The organism is uncultured Christiangramia sp. (genome assembly GCF_913046405.1).
Classification (GTDB): Bacteria; Bacteroidota; Bacteroidia; order Flavobacteriales; family Flavobacteriaceae; genus Christiangramia; species Christiangramia marina.
The window spans coordinates 1-19778 of the sequence record NZ_CAJWRQ010000056.1 but is presented as its reverse complement, the minus strand read 5'-3'; the positions used below and the strand labels follow the sequence as shown (position 1 = coordinate 19778).

The window sequence follows — 19778 nt, the reverse complement described above, 5'->3', positions numbered from 1 at the left end:
TATCTCAGGGGTGGCTTTTTATCGGCGATGCATTAAGTCCATCAGGAGAGCTTCAATTCGTTCAAGCGCATCATCACGTTGTTTGACTGATTGAGGCTCCGTGTCCAGCACGGGAGGGAAGGAGGAAGGAATGTCAAAGGACACACGACATCGAGACGGTTTCATTCTGAAGTTGGGACATCCCCAGAATTGGGTACCCGCTTTTTTTCCTTTTTTGGCAGTTTTAATCACCATTTCTGTTTCACACTCCGGGCAGCGAGAAGCATATGCTGTAGGACTGGAATCAGGGTCGCGCTGAGTAAAATCTACACCTACGATCTTCGGAATAATTTCTCCGCCTTTTTCAACATAAACGGTATCTCCTTCCCTGATGTCCAGCTTTTCAATTTGATCTGCATTATGTAATGATGCACGACGTACTACTGTACCGGCGAGTTGCACAGGCTGTAGGTTTGCTACAGGCGTGATCGCGCCGGTTCTTCCAACCTGATAAGTAATTTTATCCAGCGTGGTAGATTCCTGCTCTGCCTTAAATTTGTAAGCAATTGCCCAACGCGGAGATTTAGCCGTATGGCCAAGCTCATCCTGTTGATGGAGATCATTTACTTTAATCACCACACCATCTGTTTCATAAGGAAGATCGTGACGATGCTTATCCCAGTAATTTATGTATTCAAAAACTTCCTCAATAGATGATTTTAATTCTGATTCTGCCGGAGCTTTGAAACCCCATTTCCTGGCCATTTCAAGACCTTCGTATTGTGTTTTGATATTCAGGTTATTTCCAACGATACTATAAAGCAAACATTCGAGCGGGCGACGAGCCACCTCAGCGCTATCCTGCAATTTTAAACTTCCGGAAGCTGTATTTCTTGGATTTGCATATGGTTCTTCCCCGGCTTCCACACGCTCTGCATTCATTTTCGCAAAACCTTCATAAGGCAAAACGATCTCTCCACGAATATCGAAACGTTCCGGGAAATCACCCTTCAGTTTTAATGGAACCGAGCGAATCGTTCGAACATTACTGGTTACCTCATCACCCTGAAATCCATCACCACGTGTTACTGCACGGGATAACCTACCATTTTCATAAGTAAGACTTATAGAGGCACCATCATATTTTAACTCGCAGACATAAGAAATTTCACCATCCACGCTTTTACGAATACGTTTCTCCCAATCTTCCAGCTCTTCTTTTGAATAGGAATTTGAAAGCGAATACATACGCTGATCATGCACAATGGTTTCAAAATTTTTAGTAACCGTACCACCCACGCGTTGAGTAGGCGAATTTTCATCGAACAAATCTGGATTTTGATCTTCCAGCTGCTGCAATTCCTTCAGCTTCATGTCAAAATCATAGTCACTTATTTGAGGCTTGTCCAGCACATAATAATTGTAATTATGCTGTTGTAATTCTTCTCTTAAAGCCTTTATCTTTTTTTCCGCGTCCATATTCTCTTTTTCTTATTCGGAAATTTTTAATGTGTCATTCTCGAACTTCAGCTGAAATTGCTTGTTTTCGTGCTCGAAGTTCAGCTTAAAATCTGAAGGATCTGCCTTATCGTTTGTGGGAAACCATTCCTTGTTGTGCTTGTTTACAACAATAAATAAACCTGAATCTTCTCCAATTGCGCAAAAATGTTCGTAATCTCCATCATATTTATGCAGATTATTCTCGACATTCAATTGCTTGAAAGTTTCTTTGATGTTAGATGTTGCCAGACCTATTTCTGCAATTCCTATGATATTTTCCGCAGTAAAAATGCCTTGCTCAGGTTTGCTGAAATTTCTGCGAGAAATAAACTCCACAATGTTTCGATCTTTATCATAAAAATACACCGACTTCGCATTCCAGTTACTAAAGTCGATGATCTGCTCATCATTATACTTTAGAACCGGAACTACAGTTTTCAACCAGTTAAGCGCCTCCTGTTCCTGCTCATCAGGTATGTGAAAAGCAAAATGCGTTGGCACGCTATTTTCCTTAAATTCGAATCGTAAAATTGAAAATCCGCATTGTACTTCAAAACTATCTTCTTCATAGTTGATGATTTCCATTCCAAGATCATCCTTGTAAAATGAGTATTGCCGTCTAACATCTGAAGTGTACAGACAAAGTTTATGGATCTTCATATCAGGTTTGGTTTTTATTCATCCATTTTGGGACTGGTCTGGCTTTATAATTATGCATCAGCTTCAGTAATTCTTCCATATTATCTGCCACCAGTAAGATCTCAAGATTCTCCTCTTTCAGCAGACCCTTGGCGGTCATTTTTTTCAACATACTAAGAAGGTCGTCATAGAATCCATTAATATTCAGCAAGCCAATGGGCTTACGATGCAAACCAAGCTGAGCCCAGGTAACAATCTCGAATAACTCCTCCAGCGTACCAAAACCACCGGGCAAGGTGATAAAAGCGTCGCTAAGTTCGTTCATGGTCAATTTACGCTCGTGCATATCCTTGGTAGTGATTAGCCGGTTCAGCCCTGTATGCACGACCTCTTTGGTTTTTAGAAACTCGGGAATAACACCGGTCGCGAACCCTCCATTTTCCATAACTCCATCGGCAACCTGACCCATTAATCCTAATTTACTACCGCCATAGACAAGCCGAATATTCCTCTTGGCGAGCTCTTCACCTACAACGCGGGCGGTTTTGAAAATTTCAGGATCTACTCCGTCACTGCTTGCGCAAAAGACCGCTACATTTTCAATAATATTATAATTCTCCACCATTAATTCTAATTGCTTTTAGCATTCGGTCGTTCCCAAAAATATCCTTTTTTAATTCTGCTTCAAAACCAAATCCTTGCACTAGCCTTAGAGTCTCTTTACCCAGATACTGGTTGATCTCAAAATATAAACTCCCACCAGTTTTCAGGTTTTTTGCAGCCAGTTCGCTAATTTTCCGGTAAAATATAAGTGCATTTTTATCGTCTACATATAATGCAAGTTCGGGTTCGTGATCAAGCACATTGGAATGCATCTCTTTCTTCTCCAGATTACGCACATAGGGCGGGTTGGAAACGATGAGATCATATTGCTGCTCCAGATCTTCAGTTTTCAGAATATCCTTCAGTTGAAAATCAATGTTTACATTATTAATCTTAGCATTGAAAATAGCAATTTTTAAAGCTTCTTCTGAAACGTCCCAGGAATGCACTTCCGCAGTATTTAAATTTTTAGCCAGGCTCACAGGAATACAACCACTACCCGATCCAATATCCAGGATCCTGATGGATTTCTCTTCCGAAGCAAGGTCCTCAAGAATCCATGACACGAGCTCTTCAGTTTCCGGTCTGGGTATAAGTACATTCTTGCTCACTTTGAACCTGAGTCCGTAGAATTCTGTCTCTTCCAGAATATGCTGAACAGGCTCATATTTCTTTAGCCTCAACAATGCCTTCTGAAATTGTGCTCTTTGCTCCTCTAAAAGCTCATACTTAGGTTCGAGCGCCAGGTCCAATCTTGTTTTTCCCAGGTAATGCTGCGTTAATAAAAAATAAAAAGACTGCACTTCAGTTTCAGGATAGAAATCTGAAAGTTTTTCGAAGAATACTTTTTTAAAATCTGATAAATGCATCAATTTTCCGGCTTTACAGATCTCTAAGCATATAAACTGTACAATTGTAATGACCGGTATCACCTACAGGCTTTTCTACAGTTTCGAATCCGCTTTTATGGTAAATTTTACGGGCACTTTCCATGTATGGAAGTGTTTCAATGTAACATTTTTCAAAAGAATGCTGCCTGCCAAAATCCATACAGGTATTGATCATTTTCGTCCCGATTCCTCTACCTCGCGCTTCAGGCAGGAAATACATTTTCTGAAGCTCACAAATGGGCTCTTCAGTTCCTCTTAAAGCAGCAATGCCAGCTCCTCCAATAACCTTATTGTTCTCCTCGACGATAAAATATGTCTTCCTATCTCCATCATATTCCGCAGTCATATCCTCTAATGCTTTGTCCTCATAAGCAGTCCCAACTTTGGGAACTCCCATTTCCACTAATACACTTTGGATTAAATGTTTAACCTGCTGATTATCTTCGGCTTTGATTTCCCGAATTTTCCATGTATCCATTCTGCCTAATTAATTCTATTTTTGTGCTGTGAATATACACGAAAAATACATTAAACGCTGTATAGAACTAGCCGAAAACGGGCTTGGAAGCACCTATCCTAATCCAATGGTAGGCAGCGTGATCGTTCATAAAAACAGGATCATTGGCGAAGGATGGCACCAGAAAGCGGGACAGGCTCATGCCGAGGTAAATGCTATTAATTCGGTTCAGGATCAGGAGCTGTTAAAAGATTCCACTATTTACGTAAGCCTGGAACCTTGCAGCCATTTTGGAAAAACCCCACCCTGCAGTGATCTTATCATTGATCGGGGAATCCCCAAGGTTGTGATAGGTACAATGGATCCATTTGCAAAAGTTGCCGGCCGCGGAATCAAGAAATTACTGGAGGCAGGAAAAGAAGTTCAGGTTGGGATTCTTGAAGAGGAGTGTAATGCGCTCAACAAGCGGTTTTTCACTTTCCATAAAAAACATAGACCTTATATTATTCTGAAATGGGCCCAAACCCGTGACCTGTTCTTAGCTCCAGAAACTAAGGACACCAATCGACCGGTATGGATTTCAAATCGGTACAGCAAACAGCTGGTTCATAAATGGCGTAGTGAAGAAAGCGGAATCCTGGTAGGTACAGGAACTGCAAAGGCAGATGATCCTCGTTTAGATGTTAGAAACTGGTCTGGAAATCCGCCTGTTCGACTGGTTATTGACCGGGAATTGAAACTCCCCCAAGATCTGGCACTTTTCGATCTGTCAAATAGAACGATCGTTCTAAACGAAAAACTGACTGAGAAGAAGCACGAAAACCTTGTTTACCAGAAGATTGAATTTTCAGAAAATATCGCTAAGGCAATTTGCAGGATCTGCTTCGAACAGGAGCTTCAATCACTAATTGTGGAAGGTGGAGCTAATATTTTAAAGCAATTCATTACTTCAAACCTTTGGGATGAGGCACGGGTTTTTACGGGTGACAACTACTTTGGTGATGGAGTTGAAGCTCCGAAACTAGATTTGAAACCAGCTTCTGCATATCAAGTTGAAGCAGATCTTTTAGAAATCTTTAGAAATAACGACAATGATTAAGACCATCATATTTGATTTTGGTGATGTGTTTATCAATCTCGATAAAGATGCAACTCAGCAAAACCTAGAGAAGATACAGATAAAAGAATTACCTGAACACATCCATAGTCGCAACCGGGATTACGAGCAAGGATTTGTAACTTCAGATGAAATATCAGACATCTACCGAACTGAATTTCCACAATTACAGCATAGAGATTTTATAGATTCCTGGAATTCAATTTTACTGGATTTCCCGGAATACCGACTTCAGTTTCTTCAGAAATTAGCAGAAAAAAAGAAATTCGAACTCATTTTACTGAGCAACACCAATGAAAACCATATTGAAAATATAAAGTCAAGGGTTGCATTTTACGAGGACTTTAAAAAATGTTTTGATGCATTTTATCTTTCACATGAAATAGGAATGCGCAAGCCTAATCCAGAGATTTTTGAGTTTGTGCTCGAGCAACATGAGCTTAAAGCAGAGGAATGCCTGTTTATAGATGATACTGCAGAAAATACTGAGGCTGCGGCCGCATTGGGAATGCACGTATGGAATCTCGAACCAACCCGTGAGGACGTGATCGATCTATTCACCACTAAAAAAGAATTATTTTGATCTACCTGCTTCTAAGCGTTCTTTCTTCCACGATCATTTTTATCGTATTCAGGCTTTACAAAAAATACGAGGTAAATACTTTGCAGGCGATTGTGATCAATTATTTTATCGCCTGTACTGTAGGATTTTTCGGATTTATTGAAGGCTCAGATTTTACTGCTGTTCCTTCTGAAAAATGGTTTCCCGGCGCTTTAATGCTGGGAGTGCTATTTATCACTGTTTTTAACCTGGCAGCGATCACCACCCAGAAAAGCGGACTATCAGTAGTAGCTGTAGCCACAAAAATGTCGGTCGCTATTCCTGTATTCTGCGGAATCTTTCTCTACAATGAAAGTACCGGAGTACTGAAGATTGCCGGAATATTACTGGCATTAGTGGCAGTGTACCTAACCTCAATAAAAACCAAAGATGGAATAAGCATAAAATGGCAAAATCTTATTTTTCCACTGCTCGTATTTCTGGGAAGCGGAATTATTGATACCAGTTTAAAATTCCTCGAAACCAGTTATGTTTCGAAAACCGATGTAGGCTTGTTTAGTTCGACCATCTTCGCAACGGCTGGACTGCTTGGGGTGCTGGTGATGATCTTCCAGGCGGTTCGGGGCGAATTAAAGCTTCAGTTTAAAAATTTACTAGGCGGCATAGCTTTAGGGGTGCCAAATTACTTCTCTATTTACTTCCTTGTTCTGGCTTTAAGGAGTGAAGGATACGAGAGCTCAACCATATTTACGATCAATCACGTGAGTATAGTCGCACTTTCAACGATCGTGGGAATCGTGCTTTTTAAAGAAAAACTTATTCGGAAAAACTGGATAGGCCTTATTCTAGCTATGATTAGTATAATTCTAGTAGCGAATTCAGCCATATGAAAGACACATATCAAACTATTACTGAAGCCTCCCCGGAAGTATTGTTCAAGGATCGTAATTCTAAATTCTACGGATATGCATTTCCAATTAAAACTAAAGAAGAGGCGGCCAAACATCTGGAAGAATTACGTGCATCCCACCACAAAGCGAGACACTGGTGTTACGCCTGGCAAACAGGTAAGGCCGAAGAAGACCATCACTATCGTGCAAATGATGACGGAGAGCCTTCAAACTCGGCAGGAATGCCAATCTATGGACAAATACAAAGCTTTGATGTTACCAATATCCTTATAGTCGTAGTTCGATATTTTGGCGGAGTAAAGTTAGGAGTTGGCGGGCTCATTAATGCCTATAAAACTGCCGCGCAAATGGCTCTGGAAGCTTCAAATATCCTGAAGCGAACAATCGATGAGGTTTTCGTAATAAAATTTGATTATCCTGAAATGAACAAAGTCATGCAGGTGATCAAAAAGAACAATTTGAACGTGATCGATCAAAAACTTGAACTGGATTGCAGAATCTATATTGCAGTTCGAAAAAGTGACGTCGAAAGCATTTATACTAAGTTCGACAACACCTATAAAGTTGAGATTTCAGGATTGGAAGATCAATAACCTAACGCCTCTAACATATAATTTGGACACCTAACCGGCTTCCTCGTTTTGGCATCCATAAACACGAGTACAGTGTAGCCGGTAGTTACCAGATTTCCCTGTTCATTATAGAGAGAATAATCAAAGATAATTTTAACATTTGGCTCTTCTCGAAGGCGCGTTTCTATCCTGATTTTTTCATCAAAAGTAACCGGTTTGTGATATTTTAAATTTAATTCGAATACCGGCAACATTATCCCTTCCTCTTCCATACTTTTGTAAGAGATACCAAGTGTATCTAGCCAGTTAAGTCTCGAAATTTCAAGGTATTGCGGATAAATACTATGATGTACCACTCCCATTTGATCGGTTTCGGCATATCGTACTTTAACAGAAGTTTCGTGTGATTTCATGTGATTTTTGTCGCCTTTCACAGAAAGGTTTTTTATATTCAGGCTCAGAATCAAGTATGCAATAATTTTTCTTAAAATTCAACCCAAATTTGGTTTTTTTATTAGATAATTTGTTCACATATTTGCTTTGCTCAAGTTGGAGATCTGTATGCTTCATAAGCCACTTTAGAACTTTCTAGTAACCAAAAATAACGTCTAACTAATAATGTCAAAAACTGCGCAATCGGTTTGGAATAACTGTCTGTCTTTTATTCAGGATAACATTACACCTCAAGCTTACAAAACATGGTTTGAACCTATCCAAGCAGTGAAACTAACGGATTGTGCCCTGAGTATTCAGGTGCCTTCTAAATTTTTCTATGAGTGGCTGGAAGAACATTATGTGAAGTTATTAAAGGTATCTCTTACACGTGAACTGGGAGATAAGGCAAAATTGGTTTATGTGATCAAAATGGAGAATACCTACGGTAATAAACTTCCATTTACAGAGAAGATCCCAAGTACCCAAAGGTCACATATGGCTTCTCAGGAGGTAGATGTACCAGTAAAGAACAAAAGCCCGGAACTTAAGAATCCTTTTATTATTCCTGGAATTCGAAATGTAAAGATCGAGTCCCAGCTGAATCCTAATTATAATTTTGATAATTTTCTTGAAGGTGAGTCAAATAGGCTTGCCCGATCCGCTGGACTCGCCGTTGCGAATAAGCCGGGAGGCACCTCTTTTAACCCATTACTGATATTTGGTGGTGTAGGATTGGGGAAAACGCATTTAGCGCATGCTATAGGCGTTGAGATCAAAGATAAATACCCGGAAAAAACAGTTCTATATATTTCTGCGGAAAAATTTACCCAGCAATACATTGAATCTGTTAAGAAAAATAATCGTAATGATTTCATTCACTTCTACCAGATCATAGATGTACTGGTGGTCGATGATATTCAGTTATTATCCGGGAAAGCAGGAACGCAGGATGTATTCTTCCATATTTTCAATCATTTACATCAAAACGGGAAACAGGTCATTTTAACCAGTGACAAGGCTCCGGTAGACATGCAGGATATTGAACAACGCCTGCTGTCAAGATTTAAATGGGGACTATCTGCTGAACTTCAAAATCCAGATTTTGAAACTCGCGTTTCCATTATTAAAAATAAACTTTATCGTGATGGTGTAGAGATGCCTGAAGATATCGTGGAATTCCTGGCTAATAATATCAAAACCAATATCAGGGAACTGGAAGGTGCAATCATTTCATTAATTGCTCACTCTTCTTTCAATAAGAAAGACATCACTCTGGAACTGGCGAAAAAGATCGTAGATAACTACGTGAAAAACACCAAGCGCGAAGTTTCCATAGATTATATTCAGAAGGTTGTAAGTGATTACTTCCAAATGGATGTAGATACTTTACAATCGAAAACGAGAAAACGCCATATTGTACAAGCCAGACAACTGGCAATGTTCTTTGCAAAGAAATTCACCAAAGCATCACTGGCGAGTATAGGTTCTCAAATTGGAAGCAGGGATCATGCTACCGTTTTACACGCGTGTAAGACTGTAGATAATCTTGCCGCCACAGATAAGCAATTCAAGAAATTTGTTGAAGACCTCAACAAAAAGCTCACTCTATAAATTACATCTTTATGAAAACCAGGGTATTGATGGTGTGTCTCGGGAATATCTGCAGATCGCCGCTGGCCGAGGGTATTCTTAAAACCAAAGTTGATCCTGAAAAAGTTTTTGTAGATTCTGCAGGAACCGGAGACTGGCATGTTGATTCTGAACCAGACAAAAGATCGATCGCCATTGCTAGCAAAAATGGTCTCGATATTTCTCAGCAAAGAGGAAGACAATTCAGCAAAAAAGATTTCCAGGACTTCGATCATATTTTCGTAATGGATAATTCCAATTTTAAGGATGTGATCGCCATAGCAGAAACTGACGAAGAACGTCAGAAAGTACATTTGATACTTGATGAAATATTCCCTTCAGAAAATGTGGACGTTCCAGATCCATATCATGGAGGCGATCAGGGTTTTGAAAATGTATATATGATGCTTGATGTAGCAACAGATGAACTAAAAAGAAAACTTGAATCTGGAGAATTATGAGATCTGAAGCTTCAAATTCCGGTAAACTCTACCTGATACCCGTTGGTCTGGGCGCTTCAGACGCAGATAAAGTTTTCCCGGGTATCAATGCTGAAATCATTTCGAATATCGATGATTTTATTGTTGAGAATGAAAAGACTGCCAGAAGATTCATCAAAGAGATCCTTCCTGAAAAACCACAAGCCTCACTTAAACTTTCAGCTTTAAATAAATTTACAGAAGCCACAGAAATTCCTACGTTTCTTGATGCTGCGAAAGCCGGAAGAGACATGGGATTAATGAGTGAAGCGGGTTGCCCCGGCGTGGCAGATCCAGGCGCCGAGATCGTAAGACTGGCCCATGACGCCAATATTCAAGTGATTCCTATGGTAGGCCCCAGTTCTATTCTACTTGCGATGATGGCTAGCGGAATGAATGGTCAAAGCTTTACATTTCACGGCTATCTTCCTATCGATAAAAAAGAAAAGAAGAACGAACTCAAAAACCTGGAAAGAATTTCAGCTGAAAAAAATCAGGCTCAGATATTTATAGAAACGCCGTACAGGAATAATAAGTTTCTGGAAGATCTAGTTCAAACACTACATCCAACTACCAGGATCTGCGTTGCCTGCGATCTTACCCTAAGCACTGAATTCATTAAAACGGCAACAGCAGCAGATTGGAAAAAAATAAAAGCCGACCTCCATAAAAGACCGGCTATTTTTATTATCCAAAAGGATCTGTAATTTTTAAGCTTCGTTCAAATTGTCGAAATCTACCCTGGCATTTTTAGTAGTCGTCACAAAAGATGTATCGTAACCACCAAAACGTTTCATGTAAGTTTTGATCGTAGTACCAAATGCGTCACTGAAAGCCTGTGCTCCCCAGCTACGCAAATACTTTTTGACACTTCCAGGTCCCGCTAAATGCGCTGCCGCAAGAATCCCAGATTCGGTTACTATTACACCATTGATGTTTTTACCTACAAACCGCTTGATATCACGCTGCAAGATCCACTTATTTCTGGATGCATTAGCATAGAAGGCAGCTTCCTGCAAAGCTGGTGAATTCAAAAATCCCATGGTATCGTAAACACCAACCAATTCTAAGGTTCCTTTACCAAACTGATACTTTCCCAGATAACCAAACTCATTTATGGATTTGTAATCACCACGTGATTCTTTGAAAGCCAGAGCTTCCTTAAAACCAACATAAGATTTTCCAAGAAACGGAGAAGTGGTTGAAAGTTGAAATTCGGGTTCGATCTCTTCACGTACATCTGGGACTGTATAATCAAGTTCCAGATCATAAGTTGAGTAGTCTTCCAAATCAAGATTTGCAGCTTTTTTCGTTGAAAAACTAAAAAAAATAGAGCCTGCTGCAAGAGGCAAGATTGAAAATTTTGCAATTTTCTTTCTCATTACATGTGTTTTTGAGAAGTTAATGGTGGTTCAATTATTTGAAATTCACCCTCCTCATATTCGCGGCGCAAATGTACGACATTTTTTAATAAACTGACTTACAGTATGTTAAAGCTTATTTAAAGTATCGATGGAATTAACTTTTGAATAACTTATTGAAGCTCAATAGGTTAAATATTCCGTACGAAATTAGCTACTAGCGCCTTATTCCCTGCTTGTTGATCCAACGCACATATTCCTGCTTATTTCGGTTATGTTGCGCTAAATTTTTAGCGAATTTATGGTAACCGAAATTTTCAACATTTGCTACGAAATAGAAATAATCATGATCCTCGTAATTTAGTACCGCATTAATAGATGAGATATCCGGCATCCAGATTGGTCCCGGCGGCAGCGTAGAATATTTATACGTATTGTAAGGTGAATCTATTTCAAGATCTTTATAAAGAACCCGTTTTATGATCGTGTCAAAATTCTGAGTTTGTCTCTTGATAGCATAAATGACCGTAGGATCAGCATCCAGCTTCCATCCATTTTTGAATCGGTTCATATAAACTCCGGCCACTCTAGGACGCTCATCAACCTTTGCTGTTTCTTTTTGAACGATTGAAGCAATGGTGATCACTTCAGAAGGAGTTAAACCAATTTGTTTAGCCTTTTCCAACTTTTCAGCAGTCCAGAACCTGTCATATTCCTTTTTCATTCGTTGCTGAAATTCTTCCGCAGAAGTATTCCAGTAGAACTCATACTGGTTAGGTATATACATTCCTAAAGCTGTATTCTGATCTAAATCATTTTCTGCCAGAAATTCAGGATCTTTAAAGGCTTTCAGCAACTCCACACTATCTGCTTCAATTTGCTGAGATATCCTGCCCGCCAGATTTTCCAGACGTTCCTGGTTATTGAAAATTACCTTTACAGGATCGTTTCCAACTCTCAACCTGTTGACCAGATCATTATTATTCATCCCCTTTTCTATAGTGTATCTTCCAGGTCTGACTTTCGTAGCGTAACCTTTTTTCTCTGCCACCAGTCTAAAGGACTCTTTGTCTTTTATATAAGGTTCCAGTGTGTCAAGAACCGATTGGAATGTAGCGCCCGTTGGAATATAAACTACTTTCTCTGAGTCCTCCATTGAAATATTTGAGGTGAAAATGCTATTGTATATATAGTAACTAAAAATACCTGCGCCAATTAAACCAAGAATGGCAATTGCCAGAATAACTTTCTTAATGTACATCGTTGATCAATTGATAAAGTAATTCATCTTTATATTCTCCTTTATGCAAGCTCCATTCTTTCTTTAAGCCTACTTTTCTGAAGCCATTCTTTTCGAAGACTTTCTTACTGTCCTCATTGCCTTCGGTTACATTTGCGTAAACCTGGTGTAATCCCAGGTGCGTAAAACAGAAATCGCATAACAACGAAAGACTTTCTCTTCCGTAGCCTTTTTTACGATCTTTAGGATCTGCGATCAGGATACCAAGTGCAGCACGCTGATCCTTAATATCAAGATCGAAAACGTCAATAAGGCCTACAGCTCTACCCCTTTTAGTACATATAACAAGTCTTAATTGTTTGATATCATAGATATCGCGGTGTGCGTTCTCGATATATTGTCGAATCAAGAATTTCGAATATGGAGTTTGCGTTGAACTTACTTCCCAGAAATTCTCATTATTTTCGATTTCATGAACAAAATCCAGATCTTCCGGCTCCAGCGCTCTCAGGAATATTTTCTTTCCATTTAATGTTAACATACAATTTCTCCTTTAAAAACCTGAACAGCCGGCCCTGTTAGCCAGATATTTTCAAATCCTGAACCTGTTTTTTCAAACTTTACTTCCAAGGAACCTCCAGGTGTTTCTAGCTTTATTTGCTTATTCTGGATCTTACCAGTTTGGTAGGCCGCAATCGCCACTGCCGTCACCCCGGTACCACAGGAAAAAGTCTCATCCTCTACTCCGCGTTCATATGTCCGCACCTTCAAAACCTCATCATTGATTTGCTGCACAAAATTTACGTTTGTACCATTAATATCTTTATACAATTCAGAATATCGAATTTCTGAACCCTTCTGCTGAACGTCTTCAGATTGGACATCTTTCACGAAGATCACGTGATGTGGCGAACCGGTATCCAGGAAACTATATTCTTCCTTAAGCTTGACATCTGCGACATTCTGCATTTTCAAACTGACAACACCCTCACTAATCGTAGCCTCATGTGGTCCATCTACTGCTGTGAACCGGGCGGTTTTTTCAACAATTCCCAGATAATTTGCAAAGGCTACCAAGCAGCGTCCTCCATTACCGCACATGCTACTTGGATTGCCGTCTGCATTGAAATAGACCATCTTAAAATCATCTTCAGCAACATCAGGATTCTCGAGTAAGATGAGTCCGTCACCTCCAATCCCGAATCTTCTGTCACACAGCTGTTTGATCAATTTGGTATTATTTTTGGATACTTTAAGATCACGGTTATCGATCATGACAAAATCGTTCCCGGTGCCCTGGTATTTATAGAATTCTAGATTCATTTCTTCATTTTCAAGAGGCGCGAATATACGATTTTGAACAGAAATCATAGCCTGTTAAATGGTCGTTAAAAATCGCAATTTGCATACTAAGTTGGAAAAATTAAAGGTTAAATAATCAAATAACATCCGAAAATGAAAAAAATAGCAAATCTAATTCTGGCCTCTGCCCTTGGTGGCGCCATGACCCTGGGAAGTTATAAGTTATTGGTAGAAGATGACAATACTACTTCCTACGAAAACAAGAGTGAATCTGCGGAAAGTTTTCTTCCTGTTAGCAATACTCCAAATTACGGGACGAATGTTGATTTTACAGATGCTGCTGAAAAAACCATCCATGCTGTGGTTCATGTAAAGAACGTAGCGGTGTTTAAAGGAGGACCAAGAAGTATCTGGGAATACAATCCTTATGGCACTGAAGGTGGTCGTGCCTTACAGGGTGCGGGCTCTGGAGTTATTATTACTCCAGATGGATATATCGTTACGAACAACCATGTTATTAAGGGAGCAAGTGAAATAGAGGTTACTCTGAATAATAATAAGACTTACACTGCCAAAGTGATTGGTAGTGATCCTGCTTTTGACATTGCACTTATAAAAGTTGAGCCGGAAGGTGAACTGGATTATATTCCGTTTGGAGACTCTGATAATGCTGAAATTGGAGAATGGGTACTTGCTGTTGGAAACCCTTTCAATCTAAAGTCAACGGTTACTGCAGGAATCGTAAGTGCAAAAGCAAGAGATCTGAATGTTAATGACAGCTCGCCTCAATCGTTTATACAAACCGACGCCGCCATTAACCCTGGTAACAGCGGTGGAGCTCTCGTTAATATTAACGGTGAATTAATTGGTATTAATACAGCGATCACCTCTCCTAGCGGCAGCTACATTGGATATGCTTTTGCGGTGCCTTCCAATAATGCCAGAAAGATCGTTGAAGACATTATGGAATACGGAGACGTTCAAAAAGGAATCCTCGGAATTAGAGGCGGGACCATAAATGAACAAATTTCTAATGACCGTAATCTCAATATTTCGCAGGGTGTAATCGTTGGAGCAGTTACTCCTGGAAGTGGTGCAGAAAAATCTGGTATCCAGGAATTCGACGTTATTAGAAAGATCGATGATATTAACATTGCAAAGTTCTCAGATCTTACCGGTTACATTAATTCGAAGAGACCCGGAGATTTAGTAAAGGTACAATTGATACGAAATGGAGAATCTAAAACCGTTGATATCGAGCTTACCAAACTTGAAACTTATTCGCTTCCTACTCTTGGCTTTGAAGTTGCAAATACTACCAAAGAAGAGCTGGAAAGGTATAATGCACCCAACGGTGTTCGTATTAGTAGAATGCTCACCGATGATCTTCCTTCTTCCGAATTAATTGGCGGGATCATTTCTGAAATCAATAATAAGAAAGTCAATTCTATTGGAGATGTGGAACAAATCATGGAAAATCGAAAAAAGTCAAATCCTATCGTTATTACTTATCATAATTTAAAAGGTGAAAAGCAACGTATGATCTGGAGATAATCGATATTCCAAACAGTCAAAAAGCCCTTCAGAATTGAAGGGTTTTTTTATGTCAAAAACCTTTACGAAAACGTTTGAAATATATACTTTTGCCGAAAATTATAACATCACAACACAAAATGGACTTTAATAAAGTTTACGAAAAAGAACTTTCATTCCAGGCAGATCGTCGCAAAGCAACGGTTGAATTTATTAATATCGTTAGCGACCTGTGGTATGACAAATCAATCGAACTCGTTTTATTCAGAAATCAGTTAATAAACAAAAATGTTAGCGATATTCTGGACCTCCATGAATATGCAGGAGAATTTGTAGGTAAACCTATATCTATTTTTGATTCGGTAGAGATTGCAAAGGCAATTCAGGGATTGAATCTTCCACCAGCAAAACTGGATATTGGAAAACTTACCTACGAATATCATCTTGACGGTCAAACTCATAATAATGCGATGGCATTTGTGAGCAGCAAACTGAGTGATGCTAAACTGAACGAGGTGGTTACTCCAAAAGATGTCGTACTATATGGCTTCGGAAGAATTGGAAGGCTGGTTGCTCGTGAATTGATGACCAGAACCGGGAAAGGAAACCAGCTTAGACTTAGAGCAATCGTAACCCGTGGAAATGTAGACCAGAGTGTTCTGGAAAAACGTGCTTCATTACTGAAGAGCGATTCTGTTCACGGACCCTTCAGCGGAACTGTAAATGTAGACGTTGAAAATTCAGCATTGATCATCAACGGGACTACCGTTCATATGATCTCAGCTAACCAGCCGGAAGATATAGATTATACTCATTACGGTATCAATCATGCTCTGGTGATCGATAATACTGGTGCTTTTAGAGATAAGGAAGCGCTTACGAGACATTTGAGTTCTAAAGGAGCTGCAAAAGTTCTATTAACTGCACCTGGAAAAGGAATCCCAAATATTGTTCATGGTGTAAACCAGAAAGAACATGATCCAGATAGCGTTGATATCTTCTCTGCTGCATCCTGTACCACTAATGCTATTACTCCCGTTCTAAAAGCTGTTCAGGATTCATTTGGTGTGGTACATGGACATCTTGAAACTATTCACGCTTATACGAATGACCAGAACCTGGTCGATAATATGCATAATAAATACCGCCGTGGAAGAGCTGCAGGACTTAACATGGTGATTACTGAAACCGGAGCAGGGAAAGCAGTTTCAAAAGCACTGCCTGTGTTTGAAGGAAAACTGACTTCAAATGCGATAAGAGTGCCTGTACCTAATGGTTCACTTGCAATCCTGAATCTTGAAGTTGAAAAAGAAACCAGCCTTGAGGAAGTTAATTCGATCCTTAAAAAATACGCACTGGAAGGTGAACTTGTTGAGCAAATACAATATTCTGTAGACAATGAACTGGTGTCTTCAGACATTATAGGATCTTCTGCCCCGGCGATCTATGATAGCAATGCTACCATTGTATCTGCAGATGGTAAAAATGTGATCCTATATATATGGTATGACAACGAATACGGATACAGCCACCAGGTAATCAGACTGGCAAAATATATTGCAAAAGTTAGAAGATTCACCTATTACTAGAATCTCAAAATTTTTAAACATTTAGACCCTGCCATTGGCAGGGTTTTTTTATTTTTGCGGCGGTTTAATTCAAATAATAAACTGACTCAAAAGAATTTAAAATCACGAATAGGCGAATTTCTGTCCGAAAATCTGAAATATACTAACTCTATTTTTCGCCCGTTGAAGTGTATTAACCCAAACAATTTCAATTACCTAAAAGATGAGTAACAAAATTTACATTGTAGCTGCTTTTGTTATTGCTAGTGTATTTCAGATGAATGCCCAGACAGACAGCCTTAAAACAGACACTCCCATACAGGACGAGTTTACAAGCCTTATCAAGGAGTCCAACAATTATCAGGGTTACAAGGTTGTGGATTACGATAAGCTTATAGAACTTAGAAATACGACCCGGAGTTATATCACCGAGTTAAAAGAAGAGATCGTAGTTCAGAAGAATACAGTAGATCAACAAAACGATGAGATCCAGCAGCTAAAAGCCGATCTGGATTCTACCCAGCAGGACTTGCAAAGAGTGACCGAAGAAAAGGATGCCTTAATGTTTTTAGGAATGCCATTTTCCAAAGGTGGATACAAGGCTATGATGTGGGGAATCGTTGGTGCGTTGGTTGTAATCCTACTTATTATATTCTTTAGATATAAGAGCTCACATGCGGCCACAAAGGATGCTCAGCAAAAGCTGGATGAAACTGAAAAGGAATTCGATACCTATAGAAGTAAAGCTCTTGAAAAGGAACAGCGCCTTGGAAGAATGCTACAGGATGAAAGAAATAAATCGAATAACACAAACATCTAATAAGGATTCAGTTCTACAGAAATGCGTATAGATATCATTACCGTGGTACCAGAAATTTTAAAGAGTCCTTTTGAGGCTTCTATCCTGGAACGGGCAATTAAAAAAGGTCTCGTAGAGATCCACCTGCATAATTTAAGAGATTACGTTAGTGATAACTATAAGCAAATTGATGACTATCAATTTGGCGGTGGCGCAGGAATGGTGATGATGATCGAACCTATAGACAAATGCATTTCAAAACTAAAGTCTGAGAGAGCATACCAGGAAGTGATCTATATGACTCCAGATGGAGAAAGACTCGAGCAGAGAACTGCGAACGGTTTATCTCTACATGAAAACCTAATTATTTTATGTGGTCATTATAAAGGAGTAGATCAACGAGTACGCGATCAGTTCATTACTAAAGAGATCAGTATTGGAGATTACGTATTATCTGGTGGTGAATTAGGTGCAGCGGTGCTTTGTGATTCCATCATTCGGCTGATTCCAGGAGTTTTGGGAAATGAAACTTCTGCATTAACAGATTCTTTTCAGGATGACTTGCTTGCTCCCCCTGTTTACACCAGACCTGCTGAATATAAGGGCTGGAAAGTACCGGAAATCCTTACCAGTGGTAATTTTCCGAAGATAGAAGCATGGCGTGAGGATCAGGCTTATAAACGTACAAAAGCGCTTCGACCTGATCTTTTAAAGGAAGATTAATTTTTTCCAATTCAGGCTTGTAGAATAATATTATTTAATTAATTTTGCACTCATTCTAAAATAACCTCTGGCGAGAAACGTGTATGTTGTTTTTGAATTTACTTTAAACTATTAAGAATGGAATCGTTAGTAAAATTTGTTCAGGACGAATTCGTATCAAGAAAAGATCTACCTGAATTTTCAGCAGGAGATACAATTACTGTTTATTACGAAATTACAGAGGGTCAGAAAACAAGAACACAGTTCTTTAGAGGTGTTGTTATCCAGTTAAGAGGAACAGGATCATCTCAAACCTTCACTATTAGAAAGATGAGTGGAACTGTTGGAGTGGAAAGAATTTTCCCAATCAACCTTCCGGCGATTCAAAAAATTGAGATCAATAAGAAAGGTAAAGTTAGAAGAGCTAGAATTTTCTACTTTAGAGAACTTACTGGTAAGAAAGCTCGTATCAAAGAAGCTATCAGAAGATAATTCTTTCTTGTACAAATATTTAAAAGCCCCGGTTCTTCCGGGGCTTTTTGTTTAATATAACATGAGGAATGCCTCAGCATAATTGTTAAATCGCCAACGATTAATCAGTTATAGTGGACTGTTTACATATAATTATTAACCCTTTTAAAATAAAACCTATTATTTAACAATTAACTTTTTATTAACTGAAAGTTTCCACTTAAATTCAGCAGAAATTCAAACTAAAATAAACTTATGAAAAGATCGATTACTAGCGTGTGGAAGCTAATGGGCTTAATGTTGTTTGCCGGCGCTACACTTGTTTCGTGTGAAAAAAATGAAGATGGATTTGAGGAAGCAGAGGTTGTTTCTGCAGAACTTGCTGAACCTTCTTTTACTAACTATCTAATTATTAGCAAAGAAGATGAAACTTCTAAAAAAGCTGCTCTCAATTTTCTAAAGAATGCTGAAAATATAAGTATTGTACGAGCTCTACCTGAGATTGGAATGACCGTAATAAACACTAAAGATGCCTCACTTCTAACCAAAGCAAGAGAACAAAATCTTACGGTAATCCCAGATTATGAAATTAAATGGATTCCAACTGCAGAAGCTACTCAGGCAAGTTTAGCCGATGGTGAATACTTTTATGATATTGGCTATATGTGGGGACTTGACGCTATTAGCGCACCAGCAGCGTGGGACCTTGGTTTTACAGGTAAAGGAGCCAGTGTTTATGTGCTAGATTCCGGAATCGATCCAGATCATTACGATCTTGCTCCGAACGTAAATACTGAACTTTCCATCTCTTTTATTGCTAATGAAAGCTATGTTGTAAGTGATGATATAGGTTTCAATCACGGTACTCACGTCGCTGGAACTATCGCAGCTGCAGATACCAATTATGGTATTATTGGCGTTGCTCCGGAAGCCGAGCTCGTAGCTGTAAAAGTTTTAAGTGAAAGAACTGGAAGCGGACCGTTTAGCGCGATTAATGCCGGTCTTATGTACGCTGGAGATATGGGTGCC

At 39.2% G+C, this 19778-nt stretch carries 23 protein-coding genes; 13 read left to right on the top strand and 10 right to left on the bottom strand.

Annotated features, from left to right (window positions below; all coding sequences use genetic code 11):
• Positions 1-18 precede the first annotated feature (18 nt).
• Genes ligA through QZ620_RS08835 form a run of 5 tightly spaced genes read right to left on the bottom strand, consistent with a single transcriptional unit; the run spans position 19 to position 4089 of the window.
• On the bottom strand, positions 19-1458 hold the full coding sequence (gene ligA, locus QZ620_RS08855) for an NAD-dependent DNA ligase LigA (RefSeq protein ID WP_295180844.1): 1440 nt from the start codon (positions 1456-1458) through the stop codon (positions 19-21).
• A 12-nt stretch (positions 1459-1470) separates the two neighbouring features.
• Complete coding sequence (locus tag QZ620_RS08850; protein ID WP_295180842.1) at positions 1471-2139, bottom strand: VOC family protein; 669 nt, start codon at positions 2137-2139, stop codon at positions 1471-1473.
• A 1-nt stretch (position 2140) separates the two neighbouring features.
• Positions 2141-2743, bottom strand: a complete 603-nt coding sequence (locus QZ620_RS08845; RefSeq protein WP_295180840.1) for a TIGR00730 family Rossman fold protein — start codon at positions 2741-2743, stop codon at positions 2141-2143.
• Positions 2727-3590, bottom strand: a complete 864-nt coding sequence (gene prmC / locus QZ620_RS08840; protein WP_295180848.1) for a peptide chain release factor N(5)-glutamine methyltransferase — start codon at positions 3588-3590, stop codon at positions 2727-2729. Before prmC ends, QZ620_RS08845 begins: the two co-directional genes overlap by 17 nt.
• A gap of 13 nt (positions 3591-3603) precedes the next feature.
• The gene (locus QZ620_RS08835) at positions 3604-4089 is read right to left on the bottom strand and encodes a GNAT family N-acetyltransferase (RefSeq protein ID WP_295180838.1); all 486 of its coding nucleotides are present in this window, start codon (positions 4087-4089) and stop codon (positions 3604-3606) included.
• A gap of 28 nt (positions 4090-4117) precedes the next feature.
• Between QZ620_RS08835 and ribD the strand changes: the two genes are divergently transcribed.
• The 4 genes from ribD to QZ620_RS08815 are packed head-to-tail and all read left to right on the top strand — an operon-like array spanning position 4118 to position 7251.
• Entirely contained in the window at positions 4118-5167 is a 1050-nt protein-coding gene (gene ribD / locus QZ620_RS08830) for a bifunctional diaminohydroxyphosphoribosylaminopyrimidine deaminase/5-amino-6-(5-phosphoribosylamino)uracil reductase RibD (RefSeq protein ID WP_295180836.1), read from the top strand.
• Positions 5160-5768, top strand: coding sequence for an HAD-IA family hydrolase (locus QZ620_RS08825; protein WP_295180834.1), 609 nt, complete (start codon positions 5160-5162; stop codon positions 5766-5768). Before ribD ends, QZ620_RS08825 begins: the two co-directional genes overlap by 8 nt.
• Positions 5765-6637 carry an EamA/RhaT family transporter gene (locus tag QZ620_RS08820; protein WP_295180832.1) on the top strand — a complete coding sequence of 291 codons (873 nt, stop codon included), beginning with the start codon at positions 5765-5767 and terminating at the stop codon, positions 6635-6637. Before QZ620_RS08825 ends, QZ620_RS08820 begins: the two co-directional genes overlap by 4 nt.
• The gene (locus QZ620_RS08815; RefSeq protein WP_295180830.1) at positions 6634-7251 is read left to right on the top strand and encodes a YigZ family protein; all 618 of its coding nucleotides are present in this window, start codon (positions 6634-6636) and stop codon (positions 7249-7251) included. The genes QZ620_RS08820 and QZ620_RS08815 overlap by 4 nt, the downstream gene beginning before the upstream one ends.
• On the opposite strand, the gene QZ620_RS08810 is transcribed toward QZ620_RS08815, so the two are convergent.
• Complete coding sequence (locus tag QZ620_RS08810; RefSeq protein WP_295180829.1) at positions 7245-7643, bottom strand: thioesterase family protein; 399 nt, start codon at positions 7641-7643, stop codon at positions 7245-7247. The genes QZ620_RS08815 and QZ620_RS08810 overlap by 7 nt on opposite strands.
• Positions 7644-7848: 205 nt before the next feature.
• On the opposite strand from QZ620_RS08810, the gene dnaA reads away from it, so the two are divergent.
• The 3 genes from dnaA to QZ620_RS08795 are packed head-to-tail and all read left to right on the top strand — an operon-like array spanning position 7849 to position 10480.
• Entirely contained in the window at positions 7849-9276 is a 1428-nt protein-coding gene (dnaA, locus tag QZ620_RS08805; protein ID WP_295180827.1) for a chromosomal replication initiator protein DnaA, read from the top strand.
• Positions 9277-9287: 11 nt separating this feature from the next.
• Entirely contained in the window at positions 9288-9755 is a 468-nt protein-coding gene (locus QZ620_RS08800) for a low molecular weight protein-tyrosine-phosphatase (RefSeq protein WP_295180825.1), read from the top strand.
• Positions 9752-10480 carry an SAM-dependent methyltransferase gene (locus QZ620_RS08795; RefSeq protein WP_295180824.1) on the top strand — a complete coding sequence of 243 codons (729 nt, stop codon included), beginning with the start codon at positions 9752-9754 and terminating at the stop codon, positions 10478-10480. Before QZ620_RS08800 ends, QZ620_RS08795 begins: the two co-directional genes overlap by 4 nt.
• A 3-nt stretch (positions 10481-10483) precedes the next feature.
• Here QZ620_RS08795 and QZ620_RS08790 read toward each other — a convergent pair whose 3' ends face one another.
• From QZ620_RS08790 to dapF, 4 genes are all read right to left on the bottom strand, one after another.
• Positions 10484-11155: a peptidoglycan-binding protein LysM gene (locus tag QZ620_RS08790; protein ID WP_295180823.1), complete on the bottom strand. Its 672-nt coding sequence runs from the start codon at positions 11153-11155 to the stop codon at positions 10484-10486.
• A 196-nt stretch (positions 11156-11351) separates the two neighbouring features.
• Positions 11352-12395, bottom strand: a complete 1044-nt coding sequence (mltG, locus tag QZ620_RS08785) for an endolytic transglycosylase MltG (RefSeq protein ID WP_295180821.1) — start codon at positions 12393-12395, stop codon at positions 11352-11354.
• The gene (locus QZ620_RS08780; RefSeq protein ID WP_295180820.1) at positions 12385-12915 is read right to left on the bottom strand and encodes a GNAT family protein; all 531 of its coding nucleotides are present in this window, start codon (positions 12913-12915) and stop codon (positions 12385-12387) included. Before QZ620_RS08780 ends, mltG begins: the two co-directional genes overlap by 11 nt.
• A complete protein-coding gene (dapF, locus tag QZ620_RS08775) occupies positions 12909-13697 on the bottom strand; it encodes a diaminopimelate epimerase (RefSeq protein WP_295180818.1) in 789 nt (262 codons plus the stop codon). The genes QZ620_RS08780 and dapF overlap by 7 nt, the downstream gene beginning before the upstream one ends.
• Positions 13698-13829: 132 nt before the next feature.
• Here dapF and QZ620_RS08770 point away from each other — a divergent pair, with 132 nt between their 5' ends.
• The 6 genes from QZ620_RS08770 to QZ620_RS08745 all read left to right on the top strand — a co-directional run.
• Positions 13830-15230 carry a trypsin-like peptidase domain-containing protein gene (locus tag QZ620_RS08770; protein WP_295180817.1) on the top strand — a complete coding sequence of 467 codons (1401 nt, stop codon included), beginning with the start codon at positions 13830-13832 and terminating at the stop codon, positions 15228-15230.
• 119 nt (positions 15231-15349) lie between these two features.
• A complete protein-coding gene (locus QZ620_RS08765; RefSeq protein WP_295180846.1) occupies positions 15350-16798 on the top strand; it encodes a glyceraldehyde-3-phosphate dehydrogenase in 1449 nt (482 codons plus the stop codon).
• Between the two features lie 202 nt (positions 16799-17000).
• Positions 17001-17597 carry a hypothetical protein gene (locus QZ620_RS08760; protein ID WP_295180815.1) on the top strand — a complete coding sequence of 199 codons (597 nt, stop codon included), beginning with the start codon at positions 17001-17003 and terminating at the stop codon, positions 17595-17597.
• A gap of 21 nt (positions 17598-17618) precedes the next feature.
• Complete coding sequence (gene trmD, locus QZ620_RS08755; protein ID WP_295180814.1) at positions 17619-18299, top strand: tRNA (guanosine(37)-N1)-methyltransferase TrmD; 681 nt, start codon at positions 17619-17621, stop codon at positions 18297-18299.
• A 117-nt stretch (positions 18300-18416) separates the two neighbouring features.
• Entirely contained in the window at positions 18417-18770 is a 354-nt protein-coding gene (rplS, locus tag QZ620_RS08750) for a 50S ribosomal protein L19 (protein ID WP_141878372.1), read from the top strand.
• A 234-nt stretch (positions 18771-19004) separates the two neighbouring features.
• Positions 19005-19778, top strand: a 774-nt coding sequence (locus QZ620_RS08745) for a S8 family serine peptidase (RefSeq protein ID WP_295180812.1), incomplete at its 3' end; no start/stop codon positions are given.

Coding starts and splice junctions, on each gene's coding strand:
- QZ620_RS08760 (WP_295180815.1), top strand. CDS start 17,001: ATGAGTAACAAAATTTACATTGTAGCTGCTTTTGTTATTGCTAGTGTA.
- QZ620_RS08815 (WP_295180830.1), top strand. CDS start 6,634: ATGAAAGACACATATCAAACTATTACTGAAGCCTCCCCGGAAGTATTG.
- dapF (WP_295180818.1), bottom strand. CDS start 13,697: ATGAATCTAGAATTCTATAAATACCAGGGCACCGGGAACGATTTTGTC.
- prmC (WP_295180848.1), bottom strand. CDS start 3,590: ATGCATTTATCAGATTTTAAAAAAGTATTCTTCGAAAAACTTTCAGAT.
- QZ620_RS08770 (WP_295180817.1), top strand. CDS start 13,830: ATGAAAAAAATAGCAAATCTAATTCTGGCCTCTGCCCTTGGTGGCGCC.
- QZ620_RS08810 (WP_295180829.1), bottom strand. CDS start 7,643: ATGAAATCACACGAAACTTCTGTTAAAGTACGATATGCCGAAACCGAT.
- QZ620_RS08780 (WP_295180820.1), bottom strand. CDS start 12,915: ATGTTAACATTAAATGGAAAGAAAATATTCCTGAGAGCGCTGGAGCCG.
- dnaA (WP_295180827.1), top strand. CDS start 7,849: ATGTCAAAAACTGCGCAATCGGTTTGGAATAACTGTCTGTCTTTTATT.
- QZ620_RS08850 (WP_295180842.1), bottom strand. CDS start 2,139: ATGAAGATCCATAAACTTTGTCTGTACACTTCAGATGTTAGACGGCAA.
- mltG (WP_295180821.1), bottom strand. CDS start 12,395: ATGTACATTAAGAAAGTTATTCTGGCAATTGCCATTCTTGGTTTAATT.
- QZ620_RS08765 (WP_295180846.1), top strand. CDS start 15,350: ATGGACTTTAATAAAGTTTACGAAAAAGAACTTTCATTCCAGGCAGAT.
- QZ620_RS08845 (WP_295180840.1), bottom strand. CDS start 2,743: ATGGTGGAGAATTATAATATTATTGAAAATGTAGCGGTCTTTTGCGCA.
- QZ620_RS08825 (WP_295180834.1), top strand. CDS start 5,160: ATGATTAAGACCATCATATTTGATTTTGGTGATGTGTTTATCAATCTC.
- rplS (WP_141878372.1), top strand. CDS start 18,417: ATGGAATCGTTAGTAAAATTTGTTCAGGACGAATTCGTATCAAGAAAA.
- trmD (WP_295180814.1), top strand. CDS start 17,619: ATGCGTATAGATATCATTACCGTGGTACCAGAAATTTTAAAGAGTCCT.
- ligA (WP_295180844.1), bottom strand. CDS start 1,458: ATGGACGCGGAAAAAAAGATAAAGGCTTTAAGAGAAGAATTACAACAG.
- QZ620_RS08800 (WP_295180825.1), top strand. CDS start 9,288: ATGAAAACCAGGGTATTGATGGTGTGTCTCGGGAATATCTGCAGATCG.
- QZ620_RS08835 (WP_295180838.1), bottom strand. CDS start 4,089: ATGGATACATGGAAAATTCGGGAAATCAAAGCCGAAGATAATCAGCAG.
- QZ620_RS08790 (WP_295180823.1), bottom strand. CDS start 11,155: ATGAGAAAGAAAATTGCAAAATTTTCAATCTTGCCTCTTGCAGCAGGC.
- QZ620_RS08795 (WP_295180824.1), top strand. CDS start 9,752: ATGAGATCTGAAGCTTCAAATTCCGGTAAACTCTACCTGATACCCGTT.